Source organism: Streptomyces hilarionis (assembly GCF_024539675.1).
In the GTDB taxonomy this organism is placed as follows: Bacteria; Actinomycetota; Actinomycetes; order Streptomycetales; family Streptomycetaceae; genus Streptomyces; species Streptomyces hilarionis.
The window spans coordinates 1-14,945 of sequence record NZ_JAHHIT010000196.1; the positions used below are offsets into that span (position 1 = coordinate 1).

The window sequence follows — 14,945 nt, forward strand, 5'->3', positions numbered from 1 at the left end:
GGGGCGGCCGCTTTGGTCCTCGCGGCCCTGTGGGCTTGCGGCGTCTTGGGCCTCGGCGGTTCCTTCGGCCTCGACGGTTCCTCGGGCTTGGGGCGCTGGGGCGGCCGCTTTGGTCCTCGCGGCCCTGTGGGCTTGCGGCGTCTTGGGCCTCGGCGGTTCCTTCGGCCTCGACGGCTCCCCGGACCTGCGGCCCGGCTCTGCGGCCCGGCTCTGCGGCCCGGCCCTGCGGCCGCGGACCCGCGGCCCCGGCTCTGCGGCGCCCGCTTCGGCCTGGCGGCCGCTTCGCCCCGGCGGCCTGCGGCCTTGCGCCCCGGCGGCCTGCGGCCCCGGCCCCCCGGCGCCGCGGCCTCAGCCGTCCGCCTCGGCGCGGAGACTTCGCAGCAGTTCCCGGCCCGCCGGGAAGGGCTCTCCCCCCGAAGTCCTGGAACCGCAGCCCTGCCGGCGCCTCGCGGCCCAGGAGGCGCGCGCCGTCGCACCGGAAGCAGAGCGCGATCTCGAAGAGCGGCTCGGGGCCGGCGTCGTCGTGGAGGCGAACGGCCCGGCCCGGCAGGAAGCAGCGGGTCCGCTCGCCGTCCGGCAGGCCGCCGATCAGGTCCGGGGTGCGCCGCGTCCGTCCTCGGCCCGGACCGCGACGACCTCGCCCCGCACGCTCTCCCCGGCGAACGGGGCGCGGGGATCGGCGATGCGGACGACCTCCGGGAGCCGGGCCGCCCGGTGGGCGGGCGGCAGTCTCATCTCCGCGGCGACCCGGACGACCCGCGCACCATCAACTCGCCGCGGATCGTGGCGATGCCGCCGGGCGGGGGCTCCTCGCGGCCCATGGCGATGCGTCCCGCACGGGCTCCCGCCTCCGCCAGCGGCAGCCGTACCGTCGTCAGGGACGGCACCACGTCGATGCTGAACGGCAGGTCGTCGAAGCCCGCCACCGACACGTCCTCGGGGATCCGCAGTCCCGACTCCCGCAGGGCGGCGCACGCCCCGAGCGCGACGGAGTCGTTGGCGGCGACGACCGCCGTCAGGGAGGGGTCGCGGCGCAGCAGCTCCAGCGTCGCCTCGTAGCCGGCCCGCCGGTCGTAGCGGCCGTGCACGGTCCAGCGCGGGTCCTCCTCGATGCCGGCCGCGGCCAGCGCCGCCCGGTGGCCCTCCAGTCGGTGCCGGGTGGTCGTGCGCTCCTCGGGGCCCGCGATGTAGCCGAGCCGCCGGTGGCCGAGGCCGATGAGGTGCTCGGTCAGCTCCCGTCCGCCCCCGCGGTTGTCGAAGGTCAGGGCTATGGCCGAGGTGTCCGGCGCGGGCGGCCGGCCGCACAGCACCACGCGGGTGCCCGCCTCGCCGAGCCTGCGCAGCTTGGACGCCACCGCCGAGGCGTGCGGCTCGTCCTCCACGGCCCCACCGGTGAGCACCACGGCGGCCGCCCGCTGCCGTTGCAGCAGCGTCAGATAGGTCAGCTCGCGCTCCGGCGAGCCGCCGGTGTTGCAGACCACCGCGAGCCGTTCGCCCCCGGCGCGCCCGCCCGGTCCGCCGATCTCCGACTGGATCGCGCTCGCCATGATCCCGAAGAAGGGGTCGGCGATGTCGTTCACCAGGATGCCGACCAGGTCGGACGTGGCGGCGGCCAGCGCGCTCGCGGGCCCGTTCAGCACGTAGTCCAGCTCGTCGACCGCCCGCAGCACCCGCTCCCTGGTGGTAGCCGCCACGGGGTAGTTCCCGTTCAGCACGCGCGACACCGTCGCGGGCGAGACCTGCGCGCGGGCCGCCACGTCCGCCAGGGTCACCGTCATCTCGTCGTCCTCCGGTCACACATCTCGTCGTACGTCGTCGTACGCCCAGGTGGACAGCGGCCTTGGCAGGCGCGGTTCCGGGCGTGTCGAGCCGACCTTACGGCCCAGGACCCCCGTTGTTCGCCCCCTCGAACAACTCGGGATGGACACGGTCTTGTCCGGACCACGGGTCAGAGGCTAGCTTCTTCCTGTATAGAAAGCGCTTGCTGTCACGCTGATCAGGAAGAGGCGTACGCGGCGCGCACAACGCGTACGAAACGCGCAGACACGCTGCGCACGACGCCTATGAAGGGATCGACGTGACACGCAGAACGGTGCGGATCGCCATGAACGGCGTGACCGGGCGCATGGGTTACCGCCAGCACCTCGTCCGCTCCATCCTCGCCCTGCGCGAACAGGGCGGCCTCGACCTCGGCGACGGCACCGTGCTGTGGCCGGAACCGGTCCTCGTCGGCCGCCGCGAGCACGCCCTGAAGGCGCTCGCCGAGCAGCACGGGCTGGACCCGCAGAACGTCTCCACCGACCTCGACGCGGTGCTCGCCGACCCGACCGTCGAGATCTACTTCGACGCCCAGGTCACCTCCGCCCGCGAGGAGGCGATCAGGAAGGCCGTCGCCGCCGGCAAGCACGTCTACACCGAGAAGCCCACCGCCACCGGTCTCGACGGAGCCCTGGAGCTGGCCCGCCTGGCCACCGCCGCGGGCGTCAAGCACGGCGTCGTCCAGGACAAGCTGTTCCTGCCGGGCCTGCTCAAGCTCAAGCGCCTCATCGACGGCGGCTTCTTCGGCCGGATCCTGTCCGTGCGCGGCGAGTTCGGCTACTGGGTCTTCGAGGGCGACTGGCAGGCCGCCCAGCGCCCGTCGTGGAACTACCGCGCGCAGGACGGCGGCGGCATCGTCGTCGACATGTTCCCGCACTGGGAGTACGTCCTGCACGAGCTGTTCGGCCGCGTGAAGTCCGTCCAGGCCCTCACCGCCACCCACATCCCGCAGCGCTGGGACGAGCAGGACAAGCCCTACGACGCCACCGCCGACGACGCCGCCTACGGCGTCTTCGAGCTGGAGGGCGGCGCGATCGCCCAGATCAACTCCTCCTGGGCCGTGCGCGTGAACCGCGACGAACTCGTCGAGTTCCAGGTCGACGGCACCGAGGGCTCCGCCGTCGCCGGACTGCGCAACTGCCGCGTCCAGCACCGCTCCGCGACCCCCAAGCCGGTCTGGAACCCGGACATCCCCGCCACCGAGGTCTTCCGCGACCAGTGGCAGGAGGTGCCCGACAACGGCGAGTTCGACAACGGCTTCAAGGCCCAGTGGGAGCTCTTCCTCAGGCACGTCTACGCCGACGCCCCCTACCACTGGGACCTGCTGGCCGGCGCCCGCGGCGTCCAGCTCGCCGAGCTGGGCCTGAGGTCCTCCGCCGAGGGCCGCCGCCTCGACGTCCCGGAGGTCACGCTGTGACGGTCCTGCTGCCCGGCGCGGACGGCGCCCTGCGCACCTACGAACCCCGCGCCGAGCCCCTCGCCCTCACCGCCGGCGCGCCCTTCACCTCGCGGACGGTCTACTCGGCGGCGCACGTCGTCGCCGACCCCTTCGCGGACGTCTCGCCGGACTCCCCGGCCGCCGTCGACTGGGACGCCACCCTCGCCTTCCGCCGCCACCTGTGGTCCCACGGGCTCGGCGTCGCCGAGGCGATGGACACCGCCCAGCGCGGCATGGGCCTGGACTGGGCGGGCGCGGCCGAGCTGATCCGCCGCTCCGCCGCCGAGGCCAGGGCGGTGGGAGGCCGCATCGCCTGCGGCGTCGGCACCGACCAGCTCACCGCCGGCGGCACGCTCGCCGAGGTCCGCGCCGCCTACGAGGAACAGCTCGCCCTCGTCGAGGAGTCGGGCGCGCGGGCCGTCCTGATGGCCTCCCGCGCCCTCGCGGCCGCCGCCTCCGGCCCCGAGGACTACCTCGACGTCTACGGCCACCTGCTGCGCCAGTCCGCCGAGCCGGTGATCCTGCACTGGCTGGGCCCGATGTTCGACCCGGCGCTGGCGGGCTACTGGGGCTCGTCCGACCTGGACGCGGCCACCGACACCTTCCTTGAGGTCGTCGCCGCCCACCCCGACAAGGTGGAGGGCATCAAGGTCTCGCTGCTGGACGCGGGACGCGAGATCGACATCCGGCGCAGGCTGCCGCAGGGAGTGCGCTGCTACACCGGCGACGACTTCCACTACCCCGAGCTGATCGCGGGCGACGAGCAGGGCTTCAGCCACGCCCTGCTCGGCATCTTCGACCCGCTGGGCCCCCTGGCGGCGGAGGCGGTCCGCGTCCTCGACACGGGGAACACGACCGGCTTCCGGGAGCTGCTGGACCCCACGGTCGAGCTCTCCCGCCACCTCTTCCAGGCCCCCACCCGTTTCTACAAGACGGGCGTGGTGTTCCTGGCGTGGCTGGCCGGCCACCAGGCGCACTTCACCATGGTCGGCGGCATGCAGTCGGCCCGCTCCCTCCCGCACTTCGCCCGCGCCTACGAACTCGCCGACGGACTGGGCCTGTTCCCCGACCCGAAGCTCGCCGAGGAGCGGATGAAGAACCTGCTGTCGCTGTACGGGGTGAACCAGTGAGCACTGCCGGGGACCTGTCCCGCTTCTCGATCAACCAGATGACGGTGAAGCAGCTGTCGCTGCCCGAACTCGTCGACGCCTGCCGGGACCTGGGCGTCGTCAACGTGGGCCTGTGGCGTGAGCCGGTGCAGGCCCACGGCGTGGAGGCGACCGCCAAGCTGGTGCGCGACGCGGGCCTGACGGTGACGACCCTGTGCCGGGGCGGCTTCCTCACGGCGACCGACCCGGACGAGCGGGCGGCGGCCCTCGCCGACAACCGCCGCGCGGTCGACGAGGCGGCCGCACTCGGCACCGAGGTGCTGGTCCTGGTCTCCGGCGGCCTGCCCGCCGGCTATAGGGACCTGCACGGCGCCCGCGAACGCATCGCGGACGCCCTGTCCGTCCTCGGCCCCTACGCCGAGGAGCACGGGGTGAAGCTGGCCATCGAGCCCCTGCACCCCATGTACGCCGCCGACCGCTGCGTGGTCTCGACCCTCGCCCAGGCCCTCGACCTGGCCGAACGCTTCCCGGCCCACCAGGTCGGCGTGGCGGTCGACACGTACCACGTCTGGTGGGACGACCGGGCGCCCGCACAGATCGCCCGGGCGGGCGCGGACGGCCGCATCCACACCTTCCAGCTCGCCGACTGGACGACGCCGCTGCCCGAGGGCGTGCTGACCGGCCGCGGCCAGATCGGCGACGGCGCGATCGACATGCGCGAGTGGCAGGGCCACGTGGAGACGGCCGGGTACACGGGCGCGATCGAGGTCGAACTGTTCAACGACGGCCTGTGGGCACGCGACGGCCGCGAGGTCCTGGCGGAGACGGCGGAGCGGTTCGTGTCCCACACCGCGGCCTGACGCAGGCGGCCTGGCGCTTCGGTGGCCTGCCCGTTCCTGATCCGAACGGGCAGGCCACGGTCGTAGGATCGGGCGCGACACCCCGACGAACGGACGCCGCCGCCCATGTACGTCAGCCGCATCCTCGTGCAGGACATCAAGTCCTTCCACGGCCCCCGCGAGGTCGACCTCACCCTGACCCGCCCCGACGGCAGCCACGCCGGGTGGACGGTCCTCGCCGGTCGCAACGGCTCGGGCAAGACGACGCTGCTGCGGGCCATGGCACTGGCGCTCAGCGGGCCCGCGGTGGCACGGGGCCTGGTGCCGGGTTTCGAGAACTGGGTGACCGAGCACAGCACAGCGGGGCAGGTCGAAGTCGAGATCGTCCGGGACGCGAGCCACGACCGCTTCTCACAGGGCCGCCCCCCTGCCGGTGTGGTCCGCGCCGGACTCCGCTGGACCACTCCCCGGGACGGGACGTCCGGCCGGGTTCCCGTACGCAGAGGCGTCCTTCCCGGTCTCCAGGAGATCAGGTACACCACGGCTCAGACCAGCATCGCCCGTCGCGGGCCGTGGGCGGACAACCCCGCCGGCTGGTTCAGTGCGGCCTACGGGCCGTTCCGGCGGATGGCGGGCGGCTCGGGCGAGGTGCAGCGGCTGATGCTGACGTCCGGGCCCGTGGCCAGGCACGCGAGCCTCTTCCACGAGGACGCCTCGCTCGCCGAAGGCGTCGCCTGGCTGATCGAGCAGCACCTGCGCGCGCTGGAACGCCGCCCGGGCGCCGCCAGGCTGAAGGGGCTCGCCCTGGCGCTCCTCGGCGACGGACTGCTGCCGGACGGGTACCGGATCGTCGACGTCGACTCCGACGGCCTGTGGGTGGAGCGCAACGGCAGCCGCTTCCCGATGCGGGAGATGAGCGACGGCTTCCGCACCGTGGCCGCTCTGGTCGTCGACATCCTCAAGCAACTGCACGACGCGTTCGGCGCCGACCTGTGGGAGTCCGGCCTCCCGGAGATCGACGACGGGTCGATCCGTCTGGTGACGCCCGGCGTCGTCATCATCGACGAGATCGACGCCCATCTGCACGTCTCCTGGCAGCGCCGTATCGGCCCGTGGCTGACCTCGCACTTCCCCCGCATCCAGTTCATCGTCACCACGCACAGCCCCTACATCTGCCAGGCCGCCGACCCCGGCGGACTGATCAGACTGCCCGGCGTGGACGAGGCGCTCCCGCCCGAGGTCATCGGCCAGGACCTGTACGACCGGGTGGTGTACGGCAGCGGCGACGACGCGGTCCTCTCGGACCTGTTCGGTCTGGACACCCCGTACTCGGAGCGCGCCGAGCGGGCCAGGGCCGAGTTCGTGGACCTGGAGGCGCAGATCTACGACGGGACCCCGTCCGGTGAGTCCCTGGCTCGCTACAAGGAACTCAAGGCGCGGCTCGCGAGTTCGCCGTCCGCCCGCGTGGACGAGGTGTCGGCCCACCTCCACCGCCTGGCGGAGGAGATCGCCGAGGGTGCGAAGGGCGACGAGGAGTGATCCGTCTGCGCCGGGCGCTCCTGCCGGCGGCCACGACGGAACGACTGGCCGAACACACCGCCGAGATTCGGCGACAGGCCACGGAGAAGGAACGCAAGGACCGGGCGAAGGAACTCTGGGCGAACCGACGGCAGGTCCGCCCCGCGCTCGTCGCCGGGCTCGCGGAGATGGCGCCCGGCCGCGAACGCTGCATGTACTGCGGTGACAGCCAGGGCACCGACATCGACCACTTCGAGCCGAAGAGCCTGGCTCCGCTGCGTACCTTCGACTGGCTGAACCATCTGCTCGCCTGCTCGTACTGCAACAGCAACCAGAAGCGGAACCTCTTCCCCACCAAGGCCGACGGCAGCCCGCTGCTCGTCGACCCGTCGGCCGAGGACCCGTTGGACCACCTGCGGCTGGTGCTCCCGCTCGGCACGTACCGGGGCCTGACCGACCGGGGGCGGGCCTGCATCGAGGTGTTCGGCCTGAACACGAGAGCGGTCCTGGTGGAAGGCCGCAGGGACGCCTACGCGACGGCCAGGCACTCCATCGAGCTGTGGCGCATAGCCATGGACAAGGGCCAGCGCGACAAGGCGACGGAGATCGTCCGGGTCACCTGGAACCGTCCCCTCATCGACGTCCTGGTCGCCATGTTCCACCAGTCCGGCCATCCGGCGGCCCACGCCCTGTTCGCGGGGGAGGAGGAGATCCTCGACCTCCTCCTCGACACCGAACTGCGTTCCGCGTTCCTGCACTTCAGGGGCCTGAGCTACTGACGACCTCGTGGCCCCGTGGCCCCGGACGGGCGCGTGGGTGCCCCTGCGCTATGCCGAGCCCTCCCTCTCCACCGCCATGATGCCGACGCATTCTTCGAGCGCCGCGTGCAGCGACGGCACGAAGGCGGCGAGTTCGGCGTCCGTCGACCTGCCTCCCTCCAGCACGGCCCCGACGACCGTCACCAGGACGGCGGCCGCCTTCAGGGCGTGCGCGTCGGCCAGTTCCTCCAGCACGCCGCCGGGGCGCGCGACCACGAACGACTCCTTGCCGGTGGCGGGGCTGGTTCGTCTTGACCCCCTGCCGCCCGTGCCCGGGGCGGCCGCCTGATCCGGGTCGACGTCGTCGATCTGGCGGTGGTGCGCCCCCGGCCCGCTCGGCATCTCGTCGTGCGCCGCAGCGACCGCTGATCAGACGTAGTGGTAGCGGGCCTTGAGGACCACGACGGCCTTGTCCTCCACCGCGTAGACGAGACGGTGTTCGTCGTTGATCCGGCGGGACCAGAACCCGGACAGTTCGCCCCTCAGGGGCTCCGGCTTCCCGATCCCGGTGAACGGATCGCGTCGGCAGTCGTCGATCACTTTCGCCAGCCGGCGGCACATCTTCGGATCGGTCGTCGCCCAATAGGCGAAATCGTCCCAGCCGTCGGGAGTGAAACGGACGTCCCTCACCCCTCACCGTCCGCCGCGGCGTACAGCTCGTCCATGGTCTTCTCGACGGTTTCCCCGGCCTTGTAAGCCGCGACCGCCCTCATCAGCCGCGCGGCGTTGGCGGGGGACCGCAGGAGGTACACGGTCTCCTGCCACGACCGGTAGTCGTCGGCGGACATCAGCACCGCGTCGCCCGACCGGGAGGTGATCTCCACGACGGTGTGGTCGTTGTTGACCTGCTCGATGAGGGGGAACAGGGTCTTCCTCGCCTCGCTGGCGCTTATCGACATGACGCACTCCTCTGCACAGGGCGGTACAAGAAAACGGTACCAGTAGTGGTGCAAGTTTTCCGTACCAGAAGCCGCCGTCAGGACTCCTGCTCCGCCCCCGGCACCCCCGCCCGCAGATGCGCCGCCAGTCGGTGGAGCTCGGTGAGGGCGGCGGGGTCCGTCCCGTCCCCCAGCGGGTAGTGCAGGGCCGGGGCGGAGGCGGGGCCGAGGGCGACGGGGCGGGACGCGACGGGCGGGCGGCGGGCGTGGGTGAGGCCGATGCCGCGCACGTCCCGCGCGCCGAGGGTGAAGGACACGGGCAGGGGCGGGGCCTGGAGCACGGGCGCCGTGGTGAGGTCGCGCGGGGCCCGGCGCACCGAGACCAGCATCGTCGTCAGGCCGTGCCCCGCGACGAGGGCTTCGGCGAGCGGGGTGACCGCGTCCAGCGGCGGCTCGTCGCCCTCCCCGTACCCGAGGGTCAGGGTGACGTCCTGCTCGACGCCCGCGGTGGTCCGGGTGACCCGGATCCACGCCAGCGCGGGCCGGTCGGGGTGTCCGGCGACGACCAGATGGGTGGGCTCGGGGGCCCGGTCGCGGGCCAGGCCGGTCAGCCGGCGCGGCGACCACGGCAGGTTGACGGGCTCCGCCGTGCCCCAGCCGGCCGGCGGCGAGCCGGTGAGCGCCCGCCACGCCGTCTCCACGCCCTCGCCCAGGACGACGTCCTCCCGCGCGGGCAGCGTCGTGCGGAACGCCACGATCAGCTGCCGCTGCGCGCTCGGGGACGTCCGTCCGAACGCCTCGGCGACCGAGGCCGTGCCGTCGGCCCCCGGCGCCGGTGCGAACGTCCCGTCCTGCCAGCGCAGCACCGCCCCGGACAGTCCGTCGTAGTAGCCCTGCTCCGGGTCCTGGACGACCCAGCGGTTGGGCGGCTGCACGAGGGTGGCGCGGGCCGGTGCGCTGAGCCGCACGTGCGGCGGGGTGACGATCTGTAGCGCGCGGCCCGACTCCGCGCTGCCGCGCAGGAGGTCGGAGAGCCAGGTGGTCAGGGCCAGGACGGGCCGGTCGGCCAGCACGACGGCCGTGCTCCCGGTGAGGACGTCCACGACCGGCTGCCCGTCGTCGGGCGCCACCACCGCGTCGACGTCCACGACGTCGGTGCTCGCGGCCCGCTCGGGCCAGGTGCCGCCGCCCAGCAGCAGGGCGAGCCGCCCGCACACCGAGCCCGCGAGCCGCTCCGCCTCGGGCACCGCTCCGGAGGCCCGCGCCTCGGTCCACCAGAACGGCACCGGCGTCTCCCGCCCGAGCAGCCGTTCGGCCTCGCCCGGGACCTGGACCAGCAGCGGGGCCTCCACGGACACCAGGGGCCTGCCGTCCGCGGCGCACAGCCGCAGCACGGCCCCCTCGGACCCGGCGCTCACCCGCGTCAGGGGGCCGCCCGCGTACAGGCCGGCCAGCAGGGCCCAGGTGTCCGGCATCTTCGGGGTGAGGGCGATGACGTCCCTGGTCACGACTCCCCCTTCCCGGCTTCCCCGGCCTGCCCGGGGTCCCCGGACGCGGCCAGCGCGGTCTGGACGAGCTGGTGGCGGCGGCCGCGACGGACCAGGGTGCCGCGGCCGGGCGGCTGCTGGGAGGCGTACAGACCGGGGAAGAGCTGCCCCTCGGTGCGGTCGCCGGTCATGAGCAGGGCGGTCGCGCCCGTCTCGCGCAGGCCGGTCAGCAGCGGTTCGTACATCGCGCGGGACGCCCCCGCCGCCCGGCGCGCCAGGACGAAGTGCAGGCCGATGTCCTGCGCGCTGGACACGTACGGCACGAAGGGCGCGAGGGGCTGCTGTCCGGCGGTGGTGAGGATGTCGTAGTCGTCGACGAGGATGACGATCCGCGGCCCCCGGAAGGAGGGTTCGCCCGTCTCGGGCGCGTCGGGGTCGGCGCTCTCCGGCAGCCGCTTGTCGAGCTCGGCGGCGATGCCCGTGGAGAGGGCCCCGGCGAGGGCGGCGTTGTGCGCGTAGCCGCCCCGGTACGGTTCGGGGACGACGCCGCGCAGTCCGCGCCGGGGGTCGAAGACGCCGAAGACCAGCTCCTCGTCGGAGTACCGCTCGACGAGACCGGCGACGACCAGCTTCAGAAGGTTCGTCTTGCCGCACTCGTTGTCGCCGAGGACCAGCAGGTGCTGGTCGCCGCCGAAGAGGTCGAGCAGCACGGGGGCCAGGGCGTCCTGGTCCAGGCCGAGGGGTATCCGGCGCGGTTCGGCCTCCGGCAGGGGCAGCCGCGCCGCCGGCAGCCGGGCGGGCAGCACCCGCACCGGGGCGGCCGGCGCGCCGGGCCAGTTGGCGTCGACGGTCCGGGCCGCCTCGTCCAGCGCCGGTCCCAGGTCGCCGGTCGTGGGCGAGCCGTCGAGACGCGGCAGGGCCGCCTGCGCGAACAGCTTGCCGTCGGTGAGCACCCGGCCGGGCACGTCCGGCGAGAGCGTCTCGGACAGCTTGCGGTCGACGGAGGAGTCGGCGGGGTCGTTCAGCCGCAGCTCGACGCGCGTGCCGAACATCGACTGGGTGGCGATGCGGACGTCGTTCCAGCGCAGCATGCCCGCCACCACGTGGATGCCGTAGCCGCCGCCGCGCTTGAGCAGATCGGCCACGGGCTCGTCGAGGTCGGCGAAGTCGTCGCGCAGCGCACCGAAGCCGTCCACCACGAGGACCACGTCCGTGGAGCCGAGCCGCGGCAGCCGGCCCTCGGCGCGCAGCCGGCGCAGCTGGTCGACGGAGTCGATGCCGTGCTCGCGGAAGAGCGTCTCGCGCTCGGCGAGCATGGCCCGCACCTCGGCGACCGTACGGGCCGCACGCTCCCGGTCCGCCCGTCCCGCGACGCCCCCGACGTGCGGCAGGGCGGCCAGCGCCGACAGGCCGCCGCCGACCAGGTCCAGGCCGTACACGGCGACGTCGCGCGGGGTGTGGGTGGCGGCCAGGGACAGCACGAGGGTCCGCAGCAGCGTCGTCTTGCCGGACTGGGGGCCGCCGATCACGGCCACGTGCCCGCCCGCCGTCGTCAGGTCCAGCACCCACTGGCCCTGCCACTGCCGGGCCGGGTCGTCGAGCACGCCGAGCGGCGCCCGCATCCCGCCGGTGGCGCGCGCCAGGTGCAGCCCGCGCTCGGAGACCCGGACCGGCCCGGCGGCCGCGTCCAGGGTGACGGCGTCCGGCAGCGGGGGCAGCCAGATGCGGCGCACGGCGGGCGCGGCGCCGGCGAGCCGGCCGACCATGAGGGACAGCACGGTCGGCCCGGTCTCCCGCCGGGTGGCGACGGCCTCCTGCGCCTGCTCCTCGCCGCCTCGCGCGGTGTTGTACGCCGGGTAGGGCAGGGCCAGCGGCTCGTCGCCGGCGCGGTCGCGCACCGCGGGCCCGTGGTGAGCGCCGGAGACGTACCCGGCCTTGAACCGCTCGTAGGTGGACGTGTCGACCTTCAGGTAGCCGAACCCCGGCAGGGGCGGCAGATGGAAGGCGTCGGTGGTGTCCAGGACCGTGCGGGACTCGTCGGCGGAGAAGGTCCGCAGCCCCAGCCGGTACGACAGATAGGTGTCCAGGCCCTTGAGCCTGCCGCCCTCGATGCGCTGGCTGGACAGCAGCAGATGCACGCCGATGGAGCGCCCGATCCGGCCGATGGACAGGAACAGGTCGATGAAGTCGGGCTTGGCGGTGAGGAGTTCGCCGAACTCGTCGATGACGACGAACAGGTGCGGGAGCGGTTCGAGGTCCGGCCTGCGGGTCGCGCGCAGCACCGCGTAGTGACCGATGTCGGCGACGTTCCCGGCGTCCTTGAGGACCTGCTGGCGGCGCCTGACCTCCCCGGCGAGGCTCGTGTGGACCCGTTCGACGAGCCCGGCCTGGTTCTCCAGGTTGGTGATCATCCCGGCGACGTGCGGCAGTTCGGCGAACGGGGCGAACGTGGCGCCGCCCTTGTAGTCGACCAGGACGAGGGCGAGGTCCTCCGGGGGGTGGGTGGCGGCCAGCGCCAGGACGAGGGTGCGCAGCAGCTCGCTCTTGCCGGAACCGGTCGCGCCCACGCACAGCCCGTGCGGTCCCATCCCGAGCTGGGAGGACTCCTTCAGGTCGAGCAGCACCGGCTCGTGACGGTCCGTCAGGCCGATGGGGACGCGCAGGAAGTCGCGTTCGCCGCGCGGCTTCCACAGGGCGGCCGGGTCCCAGGCGGCGGGATCGGCGACGCCGAGGAGCGCGGGGAAGTCGACCGGCCCGGTGACGGGAGCGCCCTCGGCGGCGGACTCCGGCGACAGCCGCAGCGGAGCCAGCAGCCGGGCGACGCCCTCCGCGCCCGCGACGGTGACCGGATCGACGACGCCCTCGGCGGCGAGGCCGCGCAGATCGTCGACGACCACCCGGTCGCCGTCCACGCCGATGCGGACGCTCACCTCGTCCGGCTCGTGGATCCGCTCCTGGAGGAGGTGCACCACGGTGACGCCCATGTCGGACAGCCCGACCGCGGAGTCCGGGCGCGGCAGCTCGCCGGCGGGCTCGCCGTAGCCGTCCACGACCACCAGCAGCCGGCCGGCCAGCCGCAGCGCGTCCCGGTCGGCGAGTCCGCGCCGCACCTCCGCCGCGTACGCGGAGCGCCGGCCCAGCTCGGGGCGCAGCAGTTCGGCCAGCCGCCGCAGGTCGGGCGCGATCCGGCGGGCGGCCACCGGACCGTCGGGCGTCCGCGGATCCAGCATGTGGGGCAGCCACTTGGCCCACTCCCACTCGGCCGACCGCTCCCCGGGCACGGCCAGCGCGAGCGCCACGTCGTCGGGCGCGTGCGTCACCGCCGTCTGCACGAGCAGCGCCCGCGCCACCCGCAGGACGCCCTCCCGGTCGCCGACCACGCTGACGTTCCCGGCACGGTCCAGCGGCACCGCCAACGGCGCGTCGGCGGCCGTCGCGAACCGGCGTTGCAGGGCGCGCGCCTCGTTGAGCATGAACGGGTCCGGCGGCGTCAGCACCCCGCCGGCGCCGCTCTGCTGGACGACCGGCTCCGGAACCGGTACGTCGCCGAGGCCCACCCGCACCCGCAGGAAGTCGGCGTCCTGGCGGCGCCGCTCCCACAGCCGGGCCGGATCGCGCACCAGGTCGTACAGGGCGTCCGGCGACGGGTTCAGCTCCCGCTCGGCCTCCCGCAGTCGGCGCTCGGCCTCCCCCAGCTCCTCCCGCAGCCCTTCGAGATAGTCCAGGTAGCGCTCGCGCTGGGTGCGCCGGGTGCGCTGCGCCTTGCCGCGCTGGGACAGGAACAGCGCCACCGCCCCGAGCAGCGCGAAGACCAGGACGACCGCGCCGAGCGCCGCGAAACGGCTGTTGCGGATCACGGTCATCATGATCACGGAGCCCATGACGCCGGCCATCGGCAGCAGCGCGGTCGCCGCGTTGCCGATCTTCCCCTCGGGCAGGTTGGGCGGCGCCTCGACCGTGCGCGGCCGGGCGGGCTCGAGCGGGCGGGTGCCGCGCGCGGGCCGGTGGACGATTCGCAGGGTCACGGGCGGAGTTCTCCGGAGCGGGTCGTGACGGAGGAGGGGCGGGGCGGGCGCGGGCGACGGCGTGCCGCGCGCGGGTGGGTCCGGGGCGGCCGGGTGCTCATCGCACCCTCACCGCGCGCCCCATCGCCTCGGCGGCCAGCCGGAGAACGGCGTGCCGCGTGGTCTGCGCCAGCAGCTCGGTGCGGATGGGCCCGCCCCCGGCCAGATGACGGTCGTACGGCACGGTGACGACGGTGACGCCCGTCTCCCGGAGATGCCCGGCGGCCGCCTTGTCGTCGAGGACGGCGTCGGGACTGCCGCACACCAGCGCGACGACCGTGGAGGCCAGCGCCGAGTGCGGCAGCCGGGCCAGCCACTCCAGCACCTGGCGGGTGGCGCCGACGCCCTCCGCCGTCGTCGGCGCGACCACGACCCGGGCGTGCGCGGTGTCCATGGCCGTGCGGGCCACCTCACCGGGCAGGCACTCGCAGTCGACGACGGTCACCGCGAAGTGGCGGCGCAGCGCCAGCGTCACCTTGCGGTACGTCGTCATGTCGAGCGGCGCGCTCACCTGGCCCCGGCTCGCGGGCAGCAGCCAGCCGCCGTCGGCCACCGGCACCAGGTACCCGGTCACGTCCGTCAGCTGCATGGACGGGGTGAGGATCGGCGCGAGGTCGGCGCACGTCCAGCGCACCGCCTCCGCGCCCATGCGCACCGGCAGGGTGCCCAGCGCGGAGTCCGCCTCCAGCGTGAGCACCAGATCGTGCCGGTAGTGGTTGAAGGTGCGGCCCAGCAGCGCGGAGACCGTGGACTTGCCGACGCCGCCGCGGATGGAGGTGACGGCCACCACCCGGCCCGTCGTCACGGGCTGCTGCAACTCGCGGGCGATCCGGGTCTGTTCGGCGACGTCCTGCGCGACGGACGAGGTGAGCCTGCGCAGCGCACGCCCCGTGCGCCGGGTCACGGAGTCGCCGTGCACCGGGCGGCCCAGGGCGATCAGCAGACGCGGATCGAGGGTGGGGGAGGACTCGGGAGC

At 74.1% G+C, this 14,945-nt stretch carries 13 protein-coding genes; 5 read left to right on the plus strand and 8 right to left on the minus strand.

Going from position 1 to position 14,945, the window contains the following annotated elements; all coding sequences use genetic code 11:
• Positions 1–588: 588 nt before the first annotated feature.
• Positions 589–735 (minus strand): hypothetical protein, encoded by a 147-nt coding sequence (locus tag KMS84_RS33910; protein WP_256920358.1) that lies wholly within the window; start codon positions 733–735, stop codon positions 589–591.
• Positions 732–1,778, minus strand: coding sequence for a LacI family DNA-binding transcriptional regulator (locus tag KMS84_RS33915; RefSeq protein ID WP_256920359.1), 1,047 nt, complete (start codon positions 1,776–1,778; stop codon positions 732–734). The genes KMS84_RS33910 and KMS84_RS33915 overlap by 4 nt, the downstream gene beginning before the upstream one ends.
• Positions 1,779–2,077: 299 nt before the next feature.
• On the opposite strand from KMS84_RS33915, the gene KMS84_RS33920 reads away from it, so the two are divergent.
• From KMS84_RS33920 to KMS84_RS33940, 5 genes are all read left to right on the plus strand, one after another.
• Positions 2,078–3,235, plus strand: coding sequence for a Gfo/Idh/MocA family protein (locus KMS84_RS33920; RefSeq protein WP_256920360.1), 1,158 nt, complete (start codon positions 2,078–2,080; stop codon positions 3,233–3,235).
• Positions 3,232–4,386 carry a dihydrodipicolinate synthase family protein gene (locus KMS84_RS33925; protein ID WP_256920361.1) on the plus strand — a complete coding sequence of 385 codons (1,155 nt, stop codon included), beginning with the start codon at positions 3,232–3,234 and terminating at the stop codon, positions 4,384–4,386. The genes KMS84_RS33920 and KMS84_RS33925 overlap by 4 nt, the downstream gene beginning before the upstream one ends.
• A gap of 38 nt (positions 4,387–4,424) precedes the next feature.
• Positions 4,425–5,225 (plus strand): sugar phosphate isomerase/epimerase family protein, encoded by an 801-nt coding sequence (locus KMS84_RS33930; protein WP_256920370.1) that lies wholly within the window; start codon positions 4,425–4,427, stop codon positions 5,223–5,225.
• A 105-nt stretch (positions 5,226–5,330) separates the two neighbouring features.
• Positions 5,331–6,743, plus strand: a complete 1,413-nt coding sequence (locus tag KMS84_RS33935; RefSeq protein ID WP_256920362.1) for an AAA family ATPase — start codon at positions 5,331–5,333, stop codon at positions 6,741–6,743.
• Positions 6,740–7,501 carry an HNH endonuclease gene (locus tag KMS84_RS33940; RefSeq protein ID WP_256920363.1) on the plus strand — a complete coding sequence of 254 codons (762 nt, stop codon included), beginning with the start codon at positions 6,740–6,742 and terminating at the stop codon, positions 7,499–7,501. The genes KMS84_RS33935 and KMS84_RS33940 overlap by 4 nt, the downstream gene beginning before the upstream one ends.
• Before the next feature lie 48 nt (positions 7,502–7,549).
• Here the strand turns inward: KMS84_RS33940 and KMS84_RS33945 are convergent, their stop codons facing one another.
• From KMS84_RS33945 to KMS84_RS33970, 6 genes are all read right to left on the minus strand, one after another.
• Positions 7,550–7,756, minus strand: a complete 207-nt coding sequence (locus tag KMS84_RS33945; protein ID WP_256920364.1) for a hypothetical protein — start codon at positions 7,754–7,756, stop codon at positions 7,550–7,552.
• 153 nt (positions 7,757–7,909) lie between these two features.
• Entirely contained in the window at positions 7,910–8,170 is a 261-nt protein-coding gene (locus KMS84_RS33950; protein WP_256920365.1) for a Txe/YoeB family addiction module toxin, read from the minus strand.
• Positions 8,167–8,439 (minus strand): type II toxin-antitoxin system Phd/YefM family antitoxin, encoded by a 273-nt coding sequence (locus tag KMS84_RS33955; RefSeq protein ID WP_256920366.1) that lies wholly within the window; start codon positions 8,437–8,439, stop codon positions 8,167–8,169. The genes KMS84_RS33950 and KMS84_RS33955 overlap by 4 nt, the downstream gene beginning before the upstream one ends.
• Before the next feature lie 77 nt (positions 8,440–8,516).
• Positions 8,517–9,926, minus strand: a complete 1,410-nt coding sequence (locus KMS84_RS33960; RefSeq protein ID WP_256920367.1) for a DUF6177 family protein — start codon at positions 9,924–9,926, stop codon at positions 8,517–8,519.
• Complete coding sequence (gene eccCa, locus KMS84_RS33965) at positions 9,923–13,930, minus strand: type VII secretion protein EccCa (RefSeq protein ID WP_256920368.1); 4,008 nt, start codon at positions 13,928–13,930, stop codon at positions 9,923–9,925. The genes KMS84_RS33960 and eccCa overlap by 4 nt, the downstream gene beginning before the upstream one ends.
• 97 nt (positions 13,931–14,027) lie before the next feature.
• On the minus strand, positions 14,028–14,945 hold a 918-nt coding region (locus tag KMS84_RS33970; protein ID WP_256920369.1), incomplete at its 5' end, for a MinD/ParA family ATP-binding protein.